The following is a 23,068-nucleotide window of genomic DNA, read 5'->3' as shown; positions in this document are numbered from 1 at the left end:
GAGCCGATGAGGTCAGGCCGTCGCACGCTGCTCGCGCTCGTCGCCGCGGTCGTGGCGCTCGGCGTGGTGTCGTCGTGCAGCTCGGACCCGGTCGGGGACGAGAACCGCACGGTGACCGCGGGGCCCGTCATCTACCCGCTGTCGCTGCGGTACCACGGCATCGATGTGGTCGCCGACGTGCCGTACGGCTCCGATGCCCTGCAGCGGCTCGACGTGTGCCTGCCGGCGGACAGCGCGCCGGACGCGACGGCGACGCCCTCGGGAGGCCCGACGGTGGCGCCGTCGTCGTCCGCTCCTCCGGCGACGTCTGCTGCTGCCGCGTCGCCCGCCGCTTCGTCGTCCGCCGCTGCCTCCTCGCCTGCCGCTTCGTCGTCGCGTGCCGCAGCGGACACGGCCGCAGCGGCCGCCGCTTCCACGAACGGCACCCGCCCCGCCGTGCTCATGATCCACGGCGGCAGCTGGTCCCACGGTGACAAGGCCACCGCGGCCTACCGCTCCGTCTGCAAGTACCTGGCGTCCCAGGGGTTCGTCACCTTCAACGTCGACTACCGGCTCGCCCCGACGGACCCGTTCCCGGCCGGCCTCGACGACGTCCGCCGTGCGCTGGACTTCGTCTTCCGGCCGACGACCCTCTCCACCTACGACGTCGACCGTGAGCGCGTCGGGGTGTTCGGCGGCAGCGCGGGCGGGAACCTCGCCGCCATGCTCGCCGTCACCGACCACGAGTCCACCGCCTACGCCGAGGGTGACCGGATCCGCGCCGTCGTCGACCTGAGCGGTCCGACGAACCTCACCACCCGCTCGACCCGGGCGGACGGGGTCTCGGCGGCGTTCCAGCGGAAGCAGCTGCTCTACCTCGGCTGCCGGACCTACACGAACTGCCCGGCGGCGACCCGGGCATCGCCGGAGTACCACGTCACCGACGACACGGCGCCGTTCTTCATCGGGCACTCCACGGACGAGTTCATCCCGCTGTGGGAGTCGCAGGAGTTCGCGGAGACCCTGCGGAAGCACGATGTCCCGGTCACGTTCGTGGCCGTCGAGGGGACGGCGCACTCGATCGCGCAGCTCGACCAGGCGATGAGCGGCCGGGTCGTGGCGTTCCTGCACCGCCGGTTGGGCTGACGCGGGGGTCCGGGCTGCCGGGGGCCGGGGGGGCGGCCAGTTGGGTGTGGCGCCGAAGCGACGGTGTCGCGCGGAAGCGACGGTGTCGCGCGAGAGCGACAGGGTGGCGCGGAAGCGACAGTGCGCTGAGGAGGCCCCGCGTCCTGTCCGCCGAAGCGACAGTTCTCCGGGGAAGTACGGCGGGGATCTGTCGCTTTGGCGCCGGTTGCCGGGCCGGGCAGCGCCGGGCAGCGTGCCCCGGGCGGGTGGCACCCGGAGTCGGGACTGCCGCGGGAAGCTCAGGCCCCGCAGACTTCGGGGGTGACCGACACCTCGACCCGATCCGTGCGCCCGGACACCCGCTGGGAGCGACACTCGTCCACGCAGACGCTCGCCGAGCTCCTGCTGGGCCTGTCGTTCATCACCGCCGTGGCCGCCGGCGGGTACTCGGCGGCGACGGGTCAGCTCACCGTGCTGTCCCAGGGCGCCGGGATCGTGTTCCTCGTGACGCTGACGTGCGTGCTCGTGTCGTGGTTCCGGTCGGTCGAGCGTGAGGACACCCCGGACGACCGCACCGTCGCACAGGCAGCCCGCTCGACCGCCGCGACGACCGCTCAGGACTCGATCGCCGCGATCGACGCCGAGTACCGCCGCTAGTCAGCACCCCCCGGAGTCGCCGAGGGCGGAGCCGTCGCAGCCTCCTGCGTCGCGGACGAGCCGGACGAACCAGACGAACCGGACGACGCACCGACGCCCGCCCGCTCCGCGCGACGATCGGCACGGCGCTCGAGCCACCGCTCGACGACGAAGTACAGCGCGGGCAGCACCACGAGCGTGAGCAGCGTCGACGAGACCAGGCCGCCGATCACCACGAGCGCGAGCGGCTGCGAGATGAAGCCCGAGCGACCGGTGAGCCCGATGGCCATCGGCAGCAGCGCGAAGATCGTCGCCAGCGCCGTCATCAGGATCGGCCGGAGTCGCCGGGTGGCGCCCTCGATCAGGGCTTCCCGGACGCGGAGCCCTCGCCGCCGGTACTGGTTGACGAGGTCGATGAGCACGATCGCGTTCGTCACGACGATGCCGACGAGCATGAGCACGCCGATGAGCGAGGCGACGCCGATCGGGATTCCCGACGCGATCTGCAGCAGGATCGCCCCCGTCGCGGCGAACGGCACCGAGACGAGCAGCACGAGCGGCTGGTGCAGGCTGCGGAACGTCGCGACCATCACCACGTAGACGATGAGGATCGCGATCAGCGCGGCGAGCAGCAGCTGACTGAAGGCCGACGACTGACTCGACGCGACACCGCCGATCGTGGCCGAGGCGCCGCGGGGCAGGTCGAGCGCATCGACCGCGCTGGTCACCGACTGCACGGCGGCACCGAGGTTCGTCGCGTCCGGGGTGACCGTGATGGTCGCGGTGCGGACGGCGTCCGAGGTCGTGACGCTGGTCGGTCCCTCGGCTTCCTCGATCGTCGCGACCCGGGACAGCGGCACCGGCCCGGTCGCCGTCGGGAGCGAGAGCCCTCGGAGCGCGGCCGAGGTCGTCGGCGGATTCGGATCCGCGATGTAGACGTCGAGTGAGGCGTCGTCGATCTCGACGGTGCCGGTGTCCTGCGGGGACACCGCGGCGGCGACGATCCCGCCGACCTGGGTCTCGCTGAGGCCGAGCGCCGCGGCCTTCACCCGGTCGACCCGGACTGCGAGGTACGGCTCGGCGGAGGACAGGTTGCTCGTCGCCCCGGTGGTGTCGTCGACCTTGCGCATCTCGCGGAGGACCTGGTCGGCCGCGGTGCGGAGCTGGGCCTGGGTGGGCGCGGTGACGTCGACCTCGATGTCACTGCTGCCGCCGAAGCCGCCGCCCGCCGACGAGACGGTGACGTCGCCCGCGCCGTCGATTCCGTCGAGTCGCTTCCGGGTGTCCGACTGGATCGTCGCCTGGTCGGCGTCGGCGTCCGTCGTCACCGCGTACTGGATCGACGCCGTCGCTCCCCCGCCGAACGCCGCCTGGATCGACTGCCCGCTCGTCCCGATCGTGGTCTGGACCGTCTCGACGCCGTCGACCGCGCGCAACTGCCGCTCGACCTTGCGCGCCGCGTCGGACTGCACGTCGAGGCTCGAGCCCGGCGCGAGGTCCTGCGTCACCGTGAAGGTGTTCTGCCCGGAGTCGCCCAGGTAGTTCGTCTTCACGAAGGGCAACGCCGCCGCCGTGCCGCCGAGGACCACGATCGCCAGGATCAGCACGGTCCACGGGGTGCGGAGGACCCAGCGGAGCACGGGTTGGTACCCGCGGCGGAGCCGGTCCGGCGCGGCGGCGTCGTGCAGGTCGGCTGCGGACGTCAGGGCGCCGTCGGTCGCGGACGGGCCGGGAGGCACGGTGCCCGCAGTCGCGTCGGCTGCGGACTCGGGAACGGTCGCGGTCGCACCGGTCGAGGGAGCGCCCGCGTGCTTGTGCACCTTCGGCGGCCGCAGGAACCAGTACGCCAGCACCGGCACGATCGTCAGGGCCACGAGCAGCGACGCGACGAGCGCCATCGTCACGGTGAGGGCGAACGGCCGGAACAGTTCGCCGACGAGCTCGGCGACGAACGCCACCGGCAGGAAGACGACCACCGTGGTGAGCGTCGACGCGGTGACGGCGCCGGCGACCTCACGCACGCCGTCGAGCACCGCCTGCCGTCGGTCCACCCCGGGTTGCAGGTGCCGCTTGATGTTCTCGATGACCACGATCGAGTCGTCGACCACGCGGCCGATCGCGATCGTGAGGCCGGCGAGGGTGATGATGTTCAGCGTGTAGTCCGCCGCGCGCATGCCGATCGCGGCGAGCAGCACCGACGTCGGGATCGAGATCGCGGTGACGATCGTCGACCGGACGGACAGCAGGAACAGCAGGATGACGATGACGGCGAACCCGAGGCCGAGCAGCCCCTCTTCCGCGAGGGAGTCGATCGACTGCTGGATGTAGGGCGCCTGGTCGAACACCACGGTGAAGTCCGGGTTGCCGGTGATCTTCTTCTCGATGCCGGGCAGTGCGTCCCGCACGGTGGTCGAGACGTCGACGGTGTTGGCCTCCTGCGTCTTCGTGATCGCGATCGTGAGCGCCTGCTCGCCGTCGACGCGGCTGATCGAGGTGCGCGGGGATTCCTTGATCGCGACCTTCGCGACGTCGCCGATGGTCGTCGCGCTCGAGCCACCGGTGAGCGGCAGCGCCTCGATGTCGCTGAGGGACGCGATGCGTGCGCCGCTCTGGACCGACAGGGTCTTGCCGTCCTGGGTGATCGTGCCGCCGGGGATGAGCGTGCCGTTGTCGTCGAGGGCGTCCTTGATGGCGGTCTGCGAGAGCCCCCGCTCGGCGAGGGTCGTCTCGTCCGGGGTGATGACGACGCGACGGCCCGGGTTGCCGAACACGTCGGCCTCGCGCACACCGTCGAGCTTCTCGAGGTCGGGGATCGCGGTCGCGTTGAGCCGGTCGACGAGCTGCTCCTGGTCGCCCTTCGCCGACACCGCGAGCTGGATCACCGGCAGGTCGTCGAACGACCCGGTCACGATCTGCGTCTGCACCGAGTCCGGCAGCGACAGCGCGTTGACGACGGTCTGGATCTTGTCCTCGGCGCTCGCCAGGTTCGAGCCGTAGGCGAACTCGGCGGAGACGACGCTCTGCCCGGTGGACGAGGTGGCTGTCGTGGACTTGAGGTCCGGGACCGCCTGGATCCCCTGCTCGATCTTCGTGGAGACGTCGTTCGACACGACCTCGGGCGTGGCACCGGGGTACGCGCTGACGATCGCGACCTGGGGGAACTGGACGCTCGGGATGAGCTCCTGCTTGAGGCTCGTCAGCGCGATGGCGCCGAACACCGCGACGACGATCGTGACGAGCGCGATGAGGGCCCGGTTGCGGAGGCTGAAGACCGAGAGGAGGTGCACGGTCCGATCTTTCCAGGGGACGACCGAGCGCGGACGCGATCCGACGGATCCGTGGAGAACCCGCGGTCCGGTCGGGACGGCCCGCTACCCGCCGAGCGCGAGGTACGCGGCGAGCACCCCGACGGTGCCGAGCACGCCGGTCCCGAGCGCCACGACGCGGCCGAGCGGCGTCCGGGCGGTCAGCACACTGAACACGAGCACGGCGACGCCGACCGCGATCTCGACGATCCAGGCGACCACCCCGGTCGTCGCCGCGATCTGGAGCAGCGCCCGGACGCCCTCGCCGACGAGGATCGCCGCCGTCACCCCGAGCGCCGCTCCGCGCCACCGTACGTCCGGCGCACGGACGGACACGGCGACGGCGCCGGCGAGCAGCCCCGCCGGGATCCCCATCAGGACCCAGAAGTTCGTGACCGACAGGAAGTCGGGGTACCCGCGGAGGTTGGACGTCGCCCAGTAGCCGACGTGCATGAGCTCGAGGAGCACGACGCCGAGGGCCATCGCGAGCGGCAGCGCGACGCGGCCGGCACGGACCCCGGCGAGGACGCAGAGGGCCACGGCCACCACGAACCAGGGGCCCGCGGAGTTCGACACGGACGACAGTCCGGGCACGGCCTGCCCGAAGGATGTGAGGACGCCGGCGAGCAGCGCGCCCGTGAGCGCCATCGAGACCCGGGCAGCGGCCGGCACCGCGGCGACGGCACCGGTGGCGGGACGCGGAGCAGCGGTGTGGACGGTCTGAGCAGCCATGCCCCCAGGGTCCCGCGCCGAGTGGCCACGCCGCATCACCCCGCGGAGCGAGAAGCGCCCGCGCGCGTCACCCCACAGGATGACGGCGGGACGCAGTGGTCACACCACCGCGGCGAGCGATCCCCGGACCCCGGCTGCGTCACCACCGATCCGAGCCCACGACCGCTCGAGCACGTCGACGAGCCGGACGCGGTCGGCGGGCGGCATCGTGAACGGCACGCGCAGGAACCGCTCGAACCCGCCGTCCGGCCCGAACACCCCTCCGGACGCGAGCACCACCCCCTCGGCCCGCGCGGCGAGCACCAACGCGCTCGACACCGGACGCCCGAGGCCCACCCACGTCGTCAACCCACCCGCCGGGGACGGGACGTCCCACTCGGGGAGCCGCGCACGCAACGCGCCCACGACGTCGTCCCGACCCTGTCGGAGGTATGTACGCCGCGCCTCCAGGACCGCCGCCGTCCGTGGGACCAGCTCCCTGGCGACCAACTGGTCGAGGACGGGTGTGCCGAGGTCGCCCGTCGGGCGGGCGAGGAGCAGCCGCTGCAGGAGATCGGGCGACGCGCGGATCCACCCGATGCGCAGCCCGCCCCAGAACACCTTGTCCGCCGACCCGATCATGACGACCGACGCACCGGAACCCCCGCCCCACGCCGCCAACGGCAGCTCCGGCGACCCGTCGATCCGCAGCTCCCCCATCGTCTCGTCCGCGATCACCGTCGTCCCGGTGGTCGCCGCGACCGCGAGGAGCCGCTCCCGTGCCGCCCCGGACATGGTCGCCCCGGTCGGGTTGTGCAGCTCCGGCATCACGTACGCCACCGCCGGCGCCGTCCGTCGCAGCGTGGTCTCGAGCGCCGCCTGGTCCCACCCGGTCCGTGCGTCGACGGGGACGCCGACCAGCCGCCCGCCGGCTTCGCGGAACGCCTCGTGTGCGTGCGGGTAGGTCGGTGACTCGACGAGCACCGCGTCGCCGCGACGGACGAGCACCCGGGCGAGCAGGGCGATCGCGTGCTGTGCGCCGATCGTCACGACGATCTGCGACGGGTCGGTCGGCAGCCCCCGCTCGGTGTACCGGTCGGCGATCGCCGCACGGAGCCCGGGGTCGCCGACGGTGTCGTAGCCGATCCCGGCGAGCGCCGCGGGCACGTGCCGCGTCGCCCGTTCCACCGCTTCGGCGAGGCCGGGCGCAGCATGGAGTGCGGCCTTCCGGAGGTCGAGCACGTCGTCCTCGACCACACCGCCGAGCCGCTCCGGGTCGGGCCGTCCGATGAGCCCTGCGGGCAGCCGCACGACACTGCCGGAGCCCCGGACCGAGACGACGAAGCCGTCGGAGCGGAGCCGGGAGTACGCGTTCGCCACCGTGGTGCGCGAGACGCCGAGCGCGGTCGCGAGTCCGCGTTCGGCCGGCAACCGCACACCCTGCGGGATGCGGCCGTCGATCACCAGGACACGCAGGGCGTCGGACAGCGCCTCGTACGCCGGTGCGTCGGTGCCGGCGCGCCAGTCGGTGAGGAGGAGCGCGGCGGATCGGGCACTGAGGAGGACCGGGATCATGGATCCACGGTACCGGGATTGGCTCTCGACGTGCAGTCCAATCCGCACCAGCATCGAGCCATGCCCCGCTCGACCGCCCTCACGCTCCGTTTCGCCCAGCTCTTCGTCGGCCTGTTCCTCTACGGCGCCTCCACCGCGCTGCAGGTCCGCGCCGTCGTCGGGGTCAGCTCGTGGACGGTCCTCACCGAGGGTCTCGAGAACGTCGTGCCGTGGTCGTTCGGCGTCATCACCGTGGTGTCGAGCGGCGTGATCCTGCTGTTCTGGATCCCGCTCCGCCAGAAGCCCGGCATCGGGACGCTCCTCAACGCCCTGGCGATCGGGCCGTCCGCCGACCTCGTCCTGTGGCTGGTGCCGACACCGTCGGAGCTGTTCGGCCGCGTCCTGCTGTTCGTCGCCGGACTGCTGCTCCTCGCCGTCGCCACCGCGTTCTACATCGGTGCGGGCTTCGGCACGGGTGCTCGGGACGGCCTGATGGTCGGCCTGCACGAGCGGCTCGGCTGGCCGGTGTGGCTGGCGCGGACCCTGATCGAGGTGACGGTCGTCGTGATCGGCTGGTTCCTCGGCGGTGACGTCGGCGTCGGTACGGTCGTCGCGGCCTTCGCGATCGGTCCGATGGTCCAGCCGCTGATGCCCCTGTTCCGCCGGTTCCCGTGGAGTCCGGAGCGCACGAGCGTCGCGCCGTCCGAACGCGTCGGCCTGGAGGCGCGTCCCGCCTCCGTCTCGGAAGTCGCCTGACGCTCTTGCGCACTGCCAGGTCGCGATATAACGTGTCTGCCACAGACGCGATACATCGCGAGTTGGAGGATGCAACATGGCCCAGGAGAAATGGCTCGTCGAGGAGCCGAAGGTGATCGACACCGGCATCGTCCGCACGCTGCGCGTGGGACTCGCCGGTGGTCAGGTCGACGTCGTCGCGCACGACGAGCCGACCGCCCGCGTCGAGGTGCACAGCGTGTCCGGCAAGCCGCTCAAGATCGAGCTGGACGGCGACACGCTCACCATCGACCACCCCCAGATCCGGTGGGACGACCCCATCGGGTTCCTGAAGTCCTTCCGCGGCAAGGCGCACGCCGACGTCAGCGTGCTCGTTCCCCGCGACGCCGGCGTGACGCTCGGCATGGTCTCGGCGGGCGCGCTGCTCTCCGGCACCGACCGCGGCGCGACGCTCAACACGGTGTCCGGCGACCTCGTCGTCGACGGGCTCGTGGGTGACCTGACCGTCAACGCGGTGTCCGGCACCACCACCATCCGCGACCTCGACGGCGCGCTCACCGTGCACACGGTGTCCGGTGACGTCGTGGCCACCGGTGCGATCCCGCGGTTCTCGGCGGACGGCGTCTCCGCCGACGTCGTGCTCGACCTGCACGGCACCCCGGACTCGGCACGGGTCAACACCGTGTCCGGTTCGGTGAGCGTCCGTCTCGAGGACGGGGTCCCCTACCGCTGCACCGTCAGCACCGCGTCCGGCAAGCTGCAGTTCGACGACGCCGAGATCCGTGGCGTCCGCGGCTCGTACGTCAAGCAGGGCGGGGAACTGTCCGGGCAGTGGCTCGACCTCAAGGTGAACTCGGTCTCCGGCGACATCGCGGTGTTGCACGCGCCGCCCGTCGCACCGACCACGACCACCACGACCACGGACAGCGAGGTGCCCGAATGAGTCCCGTGTTCGCGCACGGCCACCTGCGCCTCTACCTGCTCGTCCTGCTGGCCGACCACCCGATGCACGGGTACGAGGTCATCCAGGCCCTCGGCGACCGCTTCGGCGGCACCTACGTCCCGAGTGCCGGCACTGTCTACCCGCGACTGGCGAAGCTCGAGGAAGAGGGCCTCGTCACGAAGTCCGCCGACGGCCGCAAGACCGTCTACGCCATCACCGAGGCCGGCCGGGCCGAGCTCGATGCCCGCGCTGACGAGATCGCCGCGGTCGAGAACGGTGTGAACGACTCGGTGAAGTCCCTCGCCGACGGGGTCCGCGCCTCGGTCGGCGAGGCGATGCGGTCCCTCCGCGCCGACCTCGCCGCCAGCGCCCAGGCACCCCGCGGGCAGACCGCCGACGAGCCCGTCGACGTGCCGTCCGAAGGTGCCCGAGCACTCCGCGACGTCGAGATGGCGCTCGCGTCGTTCCGGCAGCAGGTGCGTGCGGACCTGCGTCGCCGCGCGACGCGCGGGTCGCTCACGGGTGACACCGTGACCCGCCTGCGGGACGGCCTGGAGGCACTGCGCAAGTCCCTCTGACGGGCGCGCGCCGACAGGCGGTCGCGCCCCGCGCCTCCAGGCAGTCGGCGCGGAACCAGGTTCCGGACACGACACCACGATGTTCCGTGGTGCGGGGTCCGGAACCTGGTTCCGGCCGGGCCGGCGGTGCCGCTCCCGCTGGCTAGAGCCCGCGGTCGGCGAGCGCGTGCATCGCGTCCCGCAGCGCACGCGACGCCCCCGCGCCGGCCCACTCGTACGCGTGCGTGAAGCGCTCGTCCTGCACGTACATGTCGGCGAGCGTGCGGAACCGGTCCGCCGTCAGCTCGGCCGGCGGCGTCGCCTGGGCCAGCCACGCGAACTGCCGCCGCGCCAGCGCGATCCCGGCGTCCGACGCCGGGCCGTCGCCCGACGCGGCGAGCGCTGCCGCGTCCTGGGCGATCGCGCGCTGTTCCGCCTGGAACGCCTCCTTCGCGGCGGGGTCCTTCGAATCCCACCAGCGTGCGCCGCGGTCCCAGGCGTCGGCGCCCCAGCGCTCGGACACCTCCCGCTTGAACCTCGTCTGGTCGAACCCGTCGAACGCGTCCGTGGTGTTCATGTCGACTCCTTCCTCGATCCTGGTGATGGTGGTGCGCACGGCCGCGAGCTGCCGGGCGATCCGGTCCCGCTCCCGCTCGAGCAGCGCGACGTGCGCGGTGAGGGCGGTGACGTCGTCCTGCTCCCCGTCGAGGACCCGGCGGATCTCGGACAGGCCGAGCCCCAGGCCGCGGAGCAGCAGGATGCGCTGCAGCCGGACGAGCGCGCGGTCGTCGTAGCGGCGGAGTCCGCCCTCGCCGACCGCCGTCGCGGGCAGCAGCCCGATGGCGTCGTAGTGCCGCAGCGTGCGGCTCGACACGCCTGCGGAACGCGCCACGTCGGCGATGCCGTGGGGTGCTTTCGCAGCTGCACCACCGGTGTCTGTCGAATCCCTCATGCAGGTCACCGTAGAGGTTGACGCAGCGTCAACCGCAAGGGGTCTGCGGTGTTCCGGGCGGCGGTTGTTCGGCGAAGGCGGAATAACGGTCCGGCCACCCGTGTTGACTCGCGCCCGGAAATGAGTAGGTTTGCCGCTCGTGACGAACGAGATCCGGTCGTTGAAAGCACGACTGATCGGGGATCCACTCCCCTCCGAGAAGCTCGAAGGACAGCTCCTCCCGAAGCACCTGGCGCTGCCCATCTTCGCGAGTGACCCGCTGTCCTCCGTGGCGTACGCGCCGCAGGAGCTCCTCATGATCCTGCTGCTCGGCGGGATGTCGTTCCTCACCTTCGCCCCGTGGGTCGCCGCACTCGTCGTGCTGCTCCTGCTCGTCGTGGTCGCGTCCTACCGGCAGCTCATCAAGGCGTACCCGTCCGGCGGCGGCGACTACGAGGTGGCGCACCGGAACCTCGGCGAGAAGGCCGGGCTCGTCGTCGCGTCCGCGCTGCTCGTCGACTACGTGATGACCGTCGCGGTCTCGGTGGCCTCCGGCGTGGACAACATCATCTCGGCGCTGCCGGTGCTCAACGAGTTCCGCGTGGAGCTCGCACTGCTCTTCGTCGTGCTCCTCGCCGCCGCGAACCTCCGCGGCGTCCGCGAGTCCAGCAAGGCCTTCGCCGTCCCGACCTACCTGTTCGTCGGATCCGTCTTCGTGATGGTGGTCACCGGCCTGTTCCGGGCAGCGCTCGGGAACACCCCGGTCGCCGAGTCCGCCGCCTACTCGGCGCAGAACGTCGAGCACACGACGCAGGCAGCCTTCATCCTGCTGCTCCTCCGTGCGTTCGCGTCCGGCTGTTCCGCGCTGACCGGTGTGGAGGCGATCGCCAACGGCGTGCCGGCCTTCCGACGCCCCAAGGTCAAGAACGCGCAGATGACCCTCGTGTTCATGGGGTCGATCGCGATCGTGCTGTTCGTCGGCCTGATCACCCTCGCGCTGCTGTCCCGGGTGCACTACGCCGAGAACGCCTGCGACCTGCAGGGCTTCGCGGCCTGCGCCACGACGCCGCAGCGGTCCCTCATCGCGCAGATCGCGGCAGCGACGTTCGGTAACAACACGGTCCTGTTCTTCGTGATCCAGGCCACTACGGCAGCCGTGCTGCTCCTCGCCGCGAACACGGCGTTCAACGGGTTCCCGCTGCTCGGCTCGATCCTCGCGCGCGACTCGTACGCGCCGAAGGCCCTGTCCACCCGCGGTGACCGGCTCATCTACTCGAACGGCGTGATCGTGCTGGCGCTCGTCGCGGCGGCGCTGCTCATCGTCTACCGGGCGAACGTCACGAGCCTGATCCAGCTCTACATCATCGGCGTGTTCGTGTCGTTCACGCTCGGGCAGAGCGGCATGGTGCGGCACTGGACACGGCTGCTGCGGGCGGACCGGGCGGGCATGGCGGCGCGCGGCGAGGCCGGGGTCGAGGACGGCGAGCCGCTCAACCGCGGCCAGGTGTACCGCTCCCTGACCATCAACGCGATCGGCGCGACCTTCACCTTCGTCGTCCTGGTCATCGTGACCATCACGAAGTTCACCCACGGCGCGTGGCTGGTCTTCGTCATCATGCCGATCCTCTTCGTCCTGATGCTCGGCGTGAACCGGTACTACCGCGACGTCTCGCACGAGATCGAGGCGGACGTCGAGACCCAGTTCGGCGCGACCGGCGACCACGCGATCGTCCTGGTGAACAAACTGCAGAAGCCCGTCCTGAAGGCGCTCGACTACGCGATCGCCGCGAAGCACGCGAGCTTCGAGGCGGTGCACGTCGCGATCGACGACGCCGATGCCGCACGGCTCCGCGAGCAGTGGGCGGCGCACGGCATCGAGGTCCCGCTGACGATGATCCCGAGCCCGTACCGGGACATCTCGATGCCCCTGATCAAGTACATCAAGGCGCACCGGCTCGAGCACGGTTCCGAGGTCGTCACCGTCTACACGCCCGTGTTCGTCGTCGGCCACTGGTGGGAGGGGCTCCTGCACAACCACCGCGGCCGTCGGATCCGCAAGAAGCTGCTGCTCGTGCACGGCGTCACCGTCGCGCTCGTGCCGTGGCTCCTCGACTCGTCGGAGCTGCTCTACGGTCGCCGGTCGCGTCCGCTGCCCGGACAGGAGCGCCGCGGTGAGCCGATCCGCCCCGCCCTCCGCCGCTCGCCGGACGGGGTGTTCCAGCACGACGCACAGGACGACCGGCTGCTCCGGTCGGCGCAGCGCAACAGCCTGCAGCCGCGTCGTGCCACCCGGCCGGCGGGTCCCGCCGAGGGCGTCGACCAGGCCCAGTGCACCGGTGAGATGTCCGTCCTCGTCCCGTCACCGCCGCGGAACGACGGCCGTGCGTCGTAGCGCACCCGCGACCGGCCGGCCGTGCGTCGCGCCGGTCCGGCGTCGTAGCATCTGACGTCATGACGATCTCCGACCTGCGCACGTTCGCCACGTTCGACGGGCACGGCGGCAAGGTCTCCAAGCGGGTCGAGGTGCTCGACCACGAGCCCTCCGCCAGCGGCCCCTACGAAGGGCTGGTCCCCGTCCGCGGTGAGCACCCGCTCGGCGCGATCGACGAACGCGCCGCCGACGAGTCGGCAGCGCTCGCACGCGGCGCCGCGAGCATCGGCTGGGTGGACCCCGCCACCCTCCGCGACTGGTACCGACCGGACCGCGTCGTCGTGTCCCGTCTCGAGGCGCGTCGCTCCGGCCTCGAACCCGGCACCTACGCGGATTCGCGCGGTCGCGGACGGGTCCGCGTCGACGGCCTGGAGGCACGGCTCGCCCCCGACGGTCGGCCTGCGTTCCGCGCACTGGCCGGCTCTGCGGACGCTCCCGTCGTGGACGTGCCGCTGCCCACCGACCAGGCCGTCCGGCTCGTCTCGGTCCGCGCCGTCGACGAGGGCCTCGAGGTCGTCACGGCCCCGGTGTCGCCGTTCCTGTCACCCGGGCGGTACGAGACCTTCGACGACGACGTCGTCGGACTCCCGCCCCGCCCCGCCACGGGCCACGTGCTCGTCAGCGCCTCGGTGCTGCTCGACGGCGAGCTGCACGAGGTCGAGCGGATCGACGAGCGGGCAGCGACGATCTGGATCCGTCAGGGCGAGCGGACTGTGCCGATCGCGGCGAGTTCGATCGGCCCGGACCTGGTGCGGTACCGGCCCGTCCCCGACTGAGCGTCTCGCCGGGGTCGGTCGGGGGACACGGTGGTGGGCGTCGCGGTCGGGGGTCCGGCGTAGCGTCGCGGCCATGAGTGACGCAGACCTGTCCCAGACCCCGCCGTCCGACGAGCACGACGCCCCGGAGACCCTCGGCGGCCCCGGCCCGACCCGTCGACCGACGCCAGCAAGGACCCCGAGGACTGGGTGACCGGCGACGAGCCGATGACCGGCCCGCAGCGCAGCTACCTCGACACCCTCGCCCGCGAGGCCGGCGAGGAACTCCCCGCCGACCTCACCAAGGCCGAGGCGTCCGAGCACATCGACCGGCTGCAGCAGCAGACCGGGCGCGGCAGCGGTTCCTGAGAGCGGGTCCGCCCTTCTGCGGACCCCGGGCTGGGCATGTTCTGGGCATGTTCTGGGCATGTTCTGGTCAAGTCGTGGTGATGTCCTAGTGATGTCCGAGCAGTCCCTCGAACGAGAGTCGTCGATGACGTGTCAACCGCTAGCTTCGTCGCCATGCGAACGACATCGACCTCCATCGGCCTGACCGCGCTCCGCATCGTCCTCGGGGTGGTGTTCATCGCCCACGGCGCCCAGAAGGCGGCGCAGGGGATCCCCTCGGTGACCCAGGGCTTCTCGGGCATGGGCGTCCCGCTCGCCGAGGTCGCGGAGCCCCTCGTCGTCGGGCTCGAACTCGTCGGCGGGGTGCTGCTCGTGCTCGGCGTCGCCACCCGGATCGTGGGGGCGCTCCTCGCGGTCGACATGGTCGTGGCGGGGTTCCTCGTCCACGCCACGGCGGGCTTCTTCTCGCAGGACGGCGGGTTCGAGTACGTGCTCGTGCTCGCCGTGGCGTCCCTCGCGGTGGCGCTCACCGGCCCCGGGCGCATCTCGGTCGACGCGCTGTTCCTCCGGGCGTCCCGCCGTCGCCGTGGCGTCGAGGAGCCCCTCCCCGCCTGACGGGACCCTTCCGCTGCCTGCCCACGCGTCGGATGCAGGGCCCGCGCCTCGTTCGGTGCGAGGTCAGCGGCCCGCGAGCACGTCCGTGACCTGACGCGCGATCCGACGCCCGGCACGGTTCGCGCCGATCGTGGACGCCTGCGGCCCGTACCCGGCGAGGAACAGTCGCGGTTCGTCCACCGATCGTCCGTCCTCCACCACGATCCCGCCGGCCGAGGTGCGGAGGTGCAGCGGCGCGAGGTGCCGGAGGTCGGCTCGGAAGCCCGTCGCCCACACCACGGCGTCCGCGTGCACGTGCTCTCCCTCGGCCGTCACCACGCCGGTCTCGTCGAGGCGCGCGAACATCGGGGACTCCCGGAGCACGCCGCGGTCAATGCCGGCCCGGATCCGCCGCGACACCGGGACGCCTGTACCGCTGACGATGCTCGGCAGGGTCTCCCCCGCCCGGGCAGCCCGGTCCTGTTCGTCGACGGCGGCCACCGCGGACTCCACGTCGAGCGCCGACGAGTCCGACCAGACCACCGGGCGCCGTGTGAACCACCGGGTGCGTGCGGCGACACCGTCCAACTCGAGCAGGAACCCGATCGCGCTCGTCCCCCCGCCGACCACGACGACGTCCTGCCCGGCGAACTCCGCTGCGCTGCGGTACTCCGTCGTGTCGACCTGCCGCCCCCGGAACACGTCACGGCCGGGGTACCACGGGACGAACGGCGTCCCCCAGGTGCCCGAGGCGTTCACCACCACCTCTGCGCTGATCCGGCTCGGACGCCCGTCGCCCGAGCGCGTGGCGACGCAGAGCGCCGACGCGCCGGGAGCCGCGTGCTCGTCGATGCGGGAAACGGACGACACCGCGACCGGTCGTCGGACCCGCAGGTCGTAGTGCTGCTCGAACCGCCGGTAGTACTCGCCGACGACGTCACGGGCGGGCCGGGCGCGATCGGCGTCGTCGAACCGGAGCCCCATCGCGTTCATCCCGGGCAGGTCGTGCACCCGGTGCGCCGCGCCGAGGCGGAGCGCCTCCCAGCGGAACTGCCACGCTCCGCCGGTGCTCGGGGCCCGGTCCAGGAGCAGCAAGTCGCTGCCGGGCTCGAGGCCCAGTCGGCGCAGGTGGTATCCCACGGAGAGACCGGCCTGTCCCGCGCCGATCACCACGACCTGGGCGTGCTGTTCGGCCGGGGGCGGGGCGTCGTCTGTCATCACTTCGATTCTGCTGTGCGCGGGACCGTCGCGGCGACGTCCAGATCGGGGTACATGGTAGAGTGATCGGCAGATTTCAACCACGAAACCGTTCGGATCCCCCGGGTGACTCCTCTCCCGCCAGGACCGGACCAGAGCCGATCACGAGGGGGTCACGCATGGGGCGCGGCCGTCAGAAGGCAAAGCACACCAAGGTCGCCCGGGAGCTGAAGTACTTCAGCCCGGAGACGAACTACGGTGCGCTCGAACGCGAGCTCTCCGCCGGGCAGCACTCGGACGAGAACTCCTACGTCGACCGCTGGGCAGACCAATACGGTGATGACCAGTACGGCGAGGGCGACGAGCTCGAGACCCAACAGGACCAGAACAAGTCCGCCTGACCTGCACCCTCGGCTCAGCACCACGGCTCAGCGTCGACGCCGCGCATCCCCTCGGGAGCGCGGCGTCTGTGCGTGAGCGCCCTTGCGGTCTTCGCGTGTGCGCAGTTCGTATGCGCAGGTGTTGGCGGCCGACGCGGAACGACATCGTCGGTGTCGCACGACATCGGTTCTGTCGTCCTCCCGCGACCGCAACGACCAGCGTGTGCAACGAACGACGAGGTCGATGTCGTACGACATCGACCTCGTCGTTCCACGTCGGAACCCAGGCCAGGCGCACACCCGGGACGAGCGCGAGCCCGAGCGTGCGCCTCAGCCCGCGTAGCTCCCCACGAGCCGCACGGCACCGCCGTCGACGCCCTTCGCACCCTGCTCGAACCCGGTGAGGTCGCGCGCGCCGGTCGAGATCGTCCCGACGGACCACGATGCGAGCCCAGCGGCCCCGAGCGACGCGACGACGTCCGACGCAGCGGCGGCCGAGACGACGGCGAACATGCCGATGCCGAGGTTCCACGTGCCCTCGGTGTCCTCGATCGGGGTGCCGGCCATGTCGGCGAGCACCCGGAACACGGGCAGGGGCTCCCACGTGGCGCGGTCGACCTCGACCCAGGAACCGACGGGCAGGACGCGGGCGAGGTTCGCCGCGATGCCCCCGCCGGTGACGTGCGACAGCGAGTGCACGGCACCCGGGTGCGCGGCGATCACGGACAGCAGCGGTGCCGTGTAGAGGCGGGTGGGCTCGAGCAGGGCCTCGCCCACCAGGCCGCCGAGCTCCGGGAGCGTGTCCGTGTAGCCCACGCCGCGCGACGACAGGATGTGCCGGACGAGGGAGTACCCGTTCGAGTGCAGCCCGGAGGACGCGATCGCCAGGACGACGTCACCGTCCTGCACGAGGTGCGCGCCGAGCTGCGAGCCGGCCTCGACCGCACCGACCGCGGCACCGGCGACGTCGTAGTCGTCCGGGCCGAGGAGGCCGGGGTGCTCCGCCGTCTCGCCGCCGACCAGCGCGGTGCCGGTCTCGGCGCAGCCGCGGGCGATGCCGGCGACGATGTCCGCGATCCGCCCGGGCACGACGCGGCCGCAGGCGATGTAGTCCGTCATGAAGAGCGGGGTGGCGCCGACCACCACGATGTCGTCGACGACCATGCCGACGAGGTCCTGGCCGATGGTGTCGTGCTTGTCGATCGCCTGCGCGATGGCGACCTTCGTGCCGACGCCGTCGGTCGAGGTGGCGAGCAGCGGTCGTTCGAAGTCCTTCAGGAACGAGACGTCGTAGAGTCCGGCGAATCCGCCCACACCCCCCAGCACGGACGTGTTGTGCGTCGCCGACACGGCGGACTTCATGAGCTCGACTGCGAGGTCACCGGCAGCGGTGTCCACGCCGGCCTCTGCGTACGGGTTGGGCATGCGTAGTCCTCCGCTTGGGCATGGCAGACTTGTTCGGTACCACCCGATTCTACGGTCTGGAGCACTCCGCGAATGTGCGGCATCGTCGGCCTCGTTGCGCAGGGGCCTGCAAACCAATCCATCTACGACGCTCTGCTCCTCCTGCAACACCGGGGACAGGACTCGACGGGCATCGCCACGGTCGAGGGTCACATCCACCACATGCACAAGACCCGCGGTCACGTGCGGGAGTCCTTCCGGACCCGTGACATGCGTGCCCTCCTCGGCACGATGGGCCTCGGCCACGTCCGGTACGCCACGAAGGGCGCGGCGAGCAACGAGGAAGAGGCCCAGCCGTTCTACGTGAACGCGCCGTACGGCATCGTCCTGGTGCACAACGGCAACCTGACGAACACGCGGGAGCTCACCCGTGAGCTGTTCGACATCGACCGTCGGCACCTCAACACGAGCTCCGACACCGAGCTGCTGGTGAACGTGCTCGCGCACGAGCTCCAGGGGCAGGTGCGCGGCAAGGACCTCGACCCGGGGCAGGTGTTCGACGCGGTCGAGCGCGTGCACGAGCGGGTCGAGGGGTCGTACGCCGCGATCGCGACCATCGCCGGTCACGGTCTGCTGGCGTTCCGCGACCCGTTCGGCATCCGGCCGCTCATCCTCGGGCACAAGTTCGACGACGCCGGCAAGTCCGAGTGGGTCGTGGCGTCCGAGTCCCTGGTGCTCGAGTCCGGCGGCTACGAGATCGTGCGCGACGTCGCCCCGGGCGAGGCCGTGTTCATCGAGATGGACGGCACGATGCACGCCCGCCAGTGCGCGCGGAACCCGCGCCTCGTGCCGTGCTCGTTCGAGTACGTCTACCTGGCCCGTCCCGACTCCGTGATGAACGGGATCTCGGTGTACGACGCCCGACTCCGCCTCGGCAACCGTCTCGCCGACACCATCGCGCAGTACGCGCCGACGGGCGACATCGACGTGGTCATGCCGATCCCGGACTCCAGCCGTCCCGCAGCGATGCAGGTCGCGCAGAAGCTCGGCATCGAGTACCGCGAGGGCTTCTACAAGAACCGGTACGTGGGCCGGACGTTCATCATGCCGGGGCAGGCGGAGCGGAAGCGGTCCGTCCGTCAGAAGCTCAACGCGATGTCGTCCGAGTTCAAGGGCAAGAACATCCTCATCGTCGACGACTCGATCGTGCGGGGCACGACCAGCAAGGAGATCGTCGAGATGGCCCGCGCCGCCGGGGCGAACGAGGTCACGTTCACGAGTGCCGCTCCCCCTGTCCGGTACCCGCACGTGTACGGCATCAACATGCCGACCCGCGCCGAACTGATCGCGCACGACCGGAAGATCCCGGAGATCAACAAGGTGCTCGGCAGCGACCACCTGATCTACCAGGAGATCGGCGACATGCGCGATGCGATCATCGAGGGCTCCGACGTCACGGACCTCGAGATGAGCTGCTTCACGGGCGAGTACGTGACGGGCACCGTCAGCCCGGAGTACCTGTCCTGGGTCGAGGCCAACCAGCTCAGCTGAGCGGGGGTCGCGAACGCGACGGACCACGGACGGGAGGCGCGGTGCCAGCTGGCACCGCGCCTCCCGGCGTTCACGGGGTCGCGTCTACCGCGTCTGGTCGCCGCGTTCCGGAGCGTCGCCGTGGTCCTCGATCTCGCCGTCCACCGTCTCCGGGGGCAGTTCGACCTCGACGCGCTCCGCGGTGAGGCGGGCCGAACGACGGGAGAACACACGGTCGAGGACGACCGCGACGACGGCGCCGATGAAGGCGCCGATGGTGACGCCCCACAGGCTGAAGTACCCCACCAGGCTGCCGAAGCTCGAGGTCTCCTGCTGGTCGCCGCGGTCGATGTTCATGGTCAGCGACACCACGATGAGCGTCGCGACGAAGCCGAGGACCGCGCCGCCCACGATGAACACGCCGAACTTCGGGGCACGACGGATCGTGACCTCGTCGGAGGAGGAGACGGCGTTCGGCGCCGGGGCCGGTCGTTCGTCGGGTCGATCGGTGTCGCTCACGTCTCCATTGTCCCCCACTGTGGGACGTGCTCCGGCCTGTCCGGTCGGCTCGTTCCGGGAGAGGATGGTTCCAGACCGACCGGTATCCCACGCAGAGGAGGTGAGGCGGATGCGCGAACGGATGGCTCCCGGACGGGGCCGAGCGCCCCGCGTGCCCGCCCGCGTCGCGTGGCCGATCCTCCAGCGTCGCGAAGAGGACCGCGCCGTCTCCGTCGTGGCCGAGCACCGGTGGAGCGTCGCACTCGTCGGTGCTCCCGGGCTCGGCAAGAGCTCGTCGGCCGCACGGGTCACCGACCGCGTCGCCGGTCGGGACCCCACGGGACGCACCGTCGTGGTGCCGATCACCGCCGTGGCCGCGAGCCGGTCGATGCCGTTCGGTGCCGTCTCGGAGCGGTTCGGCGAGCTGCCCACCTCGCTGACGGACCTCGTGCACGGCGGCAGCGCCGAACAGCGGCTCCAGGCCATCGAGGACCTCGCCGACCGCGACGTGCTGCTGCGCGTGGACGACGCCGACCACCTCGACGCGATCTCGGCCCGCTACGTCGCCTGGCTCGTGCGCGAGCAGGGCGCACGGCTGGTGCTCACCTGCCGCGACTTCGCGGCCCTGTCCGAACCCCTCCGCGCGCTCTGGCAGGACGACCTGCTGGAGCGCATCGACCTCGAGCCGCTCGACCTGCACGAGACCTCGTCGCTCATCGCCGAGGCGCTCGGGGCCCAGCTCGAGACCGCCTCTGCCGAGCGGGTGCACCGGGCGACGGCCGGCAACCCGCTCTACGTCCGCGAGGTCGTGCGGGCAGCACTCGCCTCGGGCGCCCTCGAACAGACCTCGTCCGGGTGGTACTGGCGGGGGCGGGTCACCGCGTCGAACAGCCTCGCCGACATGTACCGCACCGAGCTCGGCACGCTGCCGGAGGACCTCCGCGACGTCGTCGACATCGTCGCCCTCGCCGACCCGATCCCCCTCGCCCGGCTGCTCGGACTCGTCACCGGCGGGGACGTCGATCGGGTGGTGGCACTCGGGCTCGTCCGCGTCGAGACGCTCGAGGACGGCACCGCGGTCGTCCGGCCGTCGCACCCGCTCGTCGGCGAGGTCGTCCGAGCGCTCGTCCCGGTCGCCCGACGCACGGCCCTGTTCGCCCGCGCCAACGCCTTCCGCACCGATCGCCCCGAGGGCTCCTCGCCCGCAGCGCGGCTCCGGGCGGCGCTGTGGTCGCTCGAGTGCGGGGTGCTCCCCCCGGTCGACCAGCTCCTCGACGCCAGCCAGGTCGCCGTCCGGCTGCAGGAGCACGAGAGCGGTATCGCCCTCGCCTCCGCCGCACTCCGCACCACGCTCAGCCCCGCCGAACGCGTCGCCGCACACTGCCTCCGGTCCCTCGCCCACTCCTACAGCAGCGGGCGCGAGGCCGGCCGCTCCGACGCCGAGGCCGCCTGGGCCGTGGTCCGCGCGGCTCCCGACGAGGTCGACGACCACGCCGTGATCGAGGCGTGCGAGACCCTGGCGAACATCCGCCAGTTCCACGACGACGACCCCGGGGCGGCGGTGGCCCTGACGGACGTCGCCGCACGGTTCGTGACGCCCGACGGCGCCGAGCGGCTGCGGCTCCTCCGGCTCGCGCACATCGGGTGGGGTGGTCGTTTCGACGAGGTCCGCGCCGAACTCGACCGGTCCGGGATCGTGCACGCCGCCACCGTCCCCTTCTCCTTCCTCTGCCTGGCACCCTGTGCCGTGATGGCGCTCGCCACCGCGGGACGGCTCGACGAGGCCGCCGCCTTCGGCCGGGCCTGCCTCGCGACGGCGATCGAACACCTGGAGGACGCCCCGTGGAGCGTCGGCGAGGTCGTCTCCGTCCTGCACCAGGTGCAGGTCTGGCGCGGCGACATCGCCGACCTGATCACCGAGGTGCCGGTCCGTCGGTCCAGCCCGTACCTGAAGTACGACTTCACGCTCGAGCTCATCGGCGACGGCAACCTCGCCATCGCCCGACGCCGCTGGGACGACGCGATCGCCGCGTTCTCGGCCGCTTGCGAGCGCTACGACGTCGCCGACCACGGCGGCTTCGCGGCCTACCCCTGGGCGCGGCTCGCGATGTCCTACGCGTACGCGGGCCGCACGGAAGAGGCGACCGCGGCGCTCGAACGCGCCCGCTCCACGCCGCTCCGGGCGATGCGGATCACCGGCGAGCAGGTCGCCGTGACGATCGCGTGGACCGAGACCGTGCTCGGCAACCCGGCGGGGCTCCGGCACGCCGACGAGATCATCGAGCGCAGCACCGCGAACGGCTCCTGGACGCACGTCATGTACGCACAGACGCTGCACTACACGAACGACATGGTCCACGGGCGCGACAGCGCCGCCTCGCTCGAGCGGATGCGGGCGGCCGCGGCGAAGGTGGACGGACCGCTCGCCGCTGCGATCGTCGAGTACGCGGACGCGCTCCGTGCCGACGACCGCACCCGGATCATCGCGGCGCAGGGCGTCCTCGCCACGCACGGCATGGCGGTGACTGCCGGGCGTACGAAGACGCCGCTCACGAACCGCGAGTACGAGGTCGCGAGCCTGGCGGCGCAGGGCCTCAGCAACCGGCGGATCGCCGAGACGCTCGGACTGAGCGTGCGGACGATCGACGCACACATGTCGCGCGTCTTCACGAAGTGGGACCTGCACGCACGCACGGAGCTCAGCGAGCTGCTCTGATCGCCGGGCTCCACGCACGCCGGGACCGGGCCGCATCACGCAGGTTCGTTGCGGAATGCAGCACGACTCGCCGCACCGGTTGACACGGTGTGACGAATGTCGCGTACCTTGGTCCCTGTCGCCGGGTTCGGACCCGTTCGGGTCGGGTCCGAATCCCGGCGACTTCTACGGTAGGCGAGCGGTCGCCGACGTCACATCAGTAGGCGTTACCTAATTCGCGTAGCGGATCTAAGCAACGCGTGTGGTCGGGTCCTGGAGGCCCGTGGCGGGCCCGCACCGCGCCTCCCGTCCGCATGCCAGGTCGGCTCGGACCGCGCTCGCGTCGTCGACGTGCGTCGCGTCAGACGTCCAGTCGGACCGGCAGGAACGCCGTCAGGTCGGCACGCGATCCGGAGGCGCTGACGCGCGACTGCGCAACCGCTTCATCCCAGGTCAGCGCGCCGGTGGCGAGCGCCAGCCACGTCGTCGCGTCCGTCTCGACGACGTTCGGCGGCGTCCCGCGGGTGTGCCGCGGGCCGGGCACGGCCTGGACCGCCGCGAACGGTGGCACCCGTACCTCGACGCTGTTGCCCGGCACGTCATCGGCGAGGCGCTGGAGCGACCACCGGACAGCCGTCGCCAGGGCCGGACGCGCCGCGCTGCCCTGCTGCACGGCGGTGAGTGCCGCACGCCCGTCCGCGTCCTCGATCCTCCTCGGTGGCATGTCCACAGGCTAGCCGTCGCATCGCGTGCGGCGAGT

At 71.7% G+C, this 23,068-nt stretch carries 19 protein-coding genes and 1 pseudogene; 12 read left to right on the top strand and 8 right to left on the bottom strand.

The genetic code is table 11. From position 1 onward, the window contains the following. Positions 1-6 precede the first annotated feature (6 nt). Both BLT36_RS06155 and BLT36_RS06150 read left to right on the top strand, forming a co-directional pair. Positions 7-1,125, top strand: a complete 1,119-nt coding sequence (locus BLT36_RS06155) for an alpha/beta hydrolase (RefSeq protein ID WP_092092928.1) — start codon at positions 7-9, stop codon at positions 1,123-1,125. Between the two features lie 300 nt (positions 1,126-1,425). Further along, positions 1,426-1,761: a hypothetical protein gene (locus BLT36_RS06150; protein WP_092092925.1), complete on the top strand. Its 336-nt coding sequence runs from the start codon at positions 1,426-1,428 to the stop codon at positions 1,759-1,761. Here the strand turns inward: BLT36_RS06150 and BLT36_RS06145 are convergent. The 3 genes from BLT36_RS06145 to BLT36_RS06135 form a co-directional block, all read right to left on the bottom strand. Next, positions 1,758-5,027 carry an efflux RND transporter permease subunit gene (locus tag BLT36_RS06145; protein WP_092092923.1) on the bottom strand — a complete coding sequence of 1,090 codons (3,270 nt, stop codon included), beginning with the start codon at positions 5,025-5,027 and terminating at the stop codon, positions 1,758-1,760. The two genes, BLT36_RS06150 and BLT36_RS06145, sit on opposite strands and share 4 nt — an antisense overlap. A gap of 84 nt (positions 5,028-5,111) precedes the next feature. After that, positions 5,112-5,777, bottom strand: a complete 666-nt coding sequence (locus tag BLT36_RS06140) for a DUF6518 family protein (RefSeq protein ID WP_092092920.1) — start codon at positions 5,775-5,777, stop codon at positions 5,112-5,114. A gap of 99 nt (positions 5,778-5,876) precedes the next feature. Beyond that, positions 5,877-7,331, bottom strand: coding sequence for a MocR-like transcription factor YczR (locus BLT36_RS06135; RefSeq protein WP_092092918.1), 1,455 nt, complete (start codon positions 7,329-7,331; stop codon positions 5,877-5,879). A 60-nt stretch (positions 7,332-7,391) separates the two neighbouring features. Here BLT36_RS06135 and BLT36_RS06130 point away from each other — a divergent pair, with 60 nt between their 5' ends. The 3 genes from BLT36_RS06130 (at position 7,392) to BLT36_RS06120 (ending at position 9,566) form a co-directional block, all read left to right on the top strand. Continuing rightward, entirely contained in the window at positions 7,392-8,066 is a 675-nt protein-coding gene (locus tag BLT36_RS06130) for a membrane protein YczE (RefSeq protein WP_092092914.1), read from the top strand. 76 nt (positions 8,067-8,142) lie between these two features. Continuing rightward, positions 8,143-8,988, top strand: coding sequence for a DUF4097 family beta strand repeat-containing protein (locus tag BLT36_RS06125; protein ID WP_092092912.1), 846 nt, complete (start codon positions 8,143-8,145; stop codon positions 8,986-8,988). Then, on the top strand, positions 8,985-9,566 hold the full coding sequence (locus BLT36_RS06120; protein WP_092092909.1) for a PadR family transcriptional regulator: 582 nt from the start codon (positions 8,985-8,987) through the stop codon (positions 9,564-9,566). Before BLT36_RS06125 ends, BLT36_RS06120 begins: the two co-directional genes overlap by 4 nt. A gap of 142 nt (positions 9,567-9,708) precedes the next feature. Here the strand turns inward: BLT36_RS06120 and BLT36_RS06115 are convergent, their stop codons facing one another. Then, positions 9,709-10,497, bottom strand: a complete 789-nt coding sequence (locus tag BLT36_RS06115) for a MerR family transcriptional regulator (protein WP_175529514.1) — start codon at positions 10,495-10,497, stop codon at positions 9,709-9,711. Between the two features lie 130 nt (positions 10,498-10,627). On the opposite strand from BLT36_RS06115, the gene BLT36_RS06110 reads away from it, so the two are divergent. The 4 genes and pseudogenes from BLT36_RS06110 (at position 10,628) to BLT36_RS06095 (ending at position 14,625) form a co-directional block, all read left to right on the top strand. Next, positions 10,628-12,868: an APC family permease gene (locus BLT36_RS06110; RefSeq protein ID WP_092092905.1), complete on the top strand. Its 2,241-nt coding sequence runs from the start codon at positions 10,628-10,630 to the stop codon at positions 12,866-12,868. Between the two features lie 59 nt (positions 12,869-12,927). Continuing rightward, positions 12,928-13,683 (top strand): hypothetical protein, encoded by a 756-nt coding sequence (locus tag BLT36_RS06105; RefSeq protein WP_092092903.1) that lies wholly within the window; start codon positions 12,928-12,930, stop codon positions 13,681-13,683. A 73-nt stretch (positions 13,684-13,756) separates the two neighbouring features. Beyond that, a pseudogene (locus BLT36_RS06100) lies at positions 13,757-14,031 on the top strand (DUF3072 domain-containing protein). Positions 14,032-14,184: 153 nt separating this feature from the next. After that, positions 14,185-14,625, top strand: coding sequence for a DoxX family protein (locus BLT36_RS06095; RefSeq protein WP_092092900.1), 441 nt, complete (start codon positions 14,185-14,187; stop codon positions 14,623-14,625). Positions 14,626-14,688: 63 nt separating this feature from the next. Here BLT36_RS06095 and BLT36_RS06090 read toward each other — a convergent pair whose 3' ends face one another. Beyond that, on the bottom strand, positions 14,689-15,822 hold the full coding sequence (locus tag BLT36_RS06090) for an NAD(P)-binding domain-containing protein (protein ID WP_092092898.1): 1,134 nt from the start codon (positions 15,820-15,822) through the stop codon (positions 14,689-14,691). A gap of 158 nt (positions 15,823-15,980) precedes the next feature. Here BLT36_RS06090 and BLT36_RS06085 point away from each other — a divergent pair, with 158 nt between their 5' ends. Next, complete coding sequence (locus BLT36_RS06085) at positions 15,981-16,202, top strand: DUF3073 domain-containing protein (protein ID WP_092092895.1); 222 nt, start codon at positions 15,981-15,983, stop codon at positions 16,200-16,202. Positions 16,203-16,511: 309 nt separating this feature from the next. Here the strand turns inward: BLT36_RS06085 and purM are convergent, their stop codons facing one another. Then, the gene (gene purM / locus BLT36_RS06080) at positions 16,512-17,606 is read right to left on the bottom strand and encodes a phosphoribosylformylglycinamidine cyclo-ligase (RefSeq protein ID WP_092092893.1); all 1,095 of its coding nucleotides are present in this window, start codon (positions 17,604-17,606) and stop codon (positions 16,512-16,514) included. Between the two features lie 72 nt (positions 17,607-17,678). Between purM and purF the strand changes: the two genes are divergently transcribed. Continuing rightward, positions 17,679-19,136: an amidophosphoribosyltransferase gene (gene purF / locus BLT36_RS06075; RefSeq protein ID WP_092092890.1), complete on the top strand. Its 1,458-nt coding sequence runs from the start codon at positions 17,679-17,681 to the stop codon at positions 19,134-19,136. Between the two features lie 84 nt (positions 19,137-19,220). Here the strand turns inward: purF and BLT36_RS06070 are convergent, their stop codons facing one another. Further along, a complete protein-coding gene (locus BLT36_RS06070) occupies positions 19,221-19,634 on the bottom strand; it encodes a hypothetical protein (RefSeq protein WP_092092887.1) in 414 nt (137 codons plus the stop codon). A gap of 109 nt (positions 19,635-19,743) precedes the next feature. On the opposite strand from BLT36_RS06070, the gene BLT36_RS06065 reads away from it, so the two are divergent. After that, positions 19,744-22,329 carry a helix-turn-helix transcriptional regulator gene (locus BLT36_RS06065; RefSeq protein WP_139166388.1) on the top strand — a complete coding sequence of 862 codons (2,586 nt, stop codon included), beginning with the start codon at positions 19,744-19,746 and terminating at the stop codon, positions 22,327-22,329. Between the two features lie 340 nt (positions 22,330-22,669). Here the strand turns inward: BLT36_RS06065 and BLT36_RS06060 are convergent, their stop codons facing one another. Continuing rightward, entirely contained in the window at positions 22,670-23,032 is a 363-nt protein-coding gene (locus tag BLT36_RS06060; protein ID WP_092094383.1) for a sterol carrier family protein, read from the bottom strand. Positions 23,033-23,068 lie beyond the last annotated feature (36 nt).

Source organism: Curtobacterium sp. UNCCL20, from assembly GCF_900101675.1.
Lineage (GTDB): Bacteria > Actinomycetota > Actinomycetes > Actinomycetales > Microbacteriaceae > Curtobacterium.
This window is presented reverse-complemented; position numbering and strand designations above follow the sequence as displayed.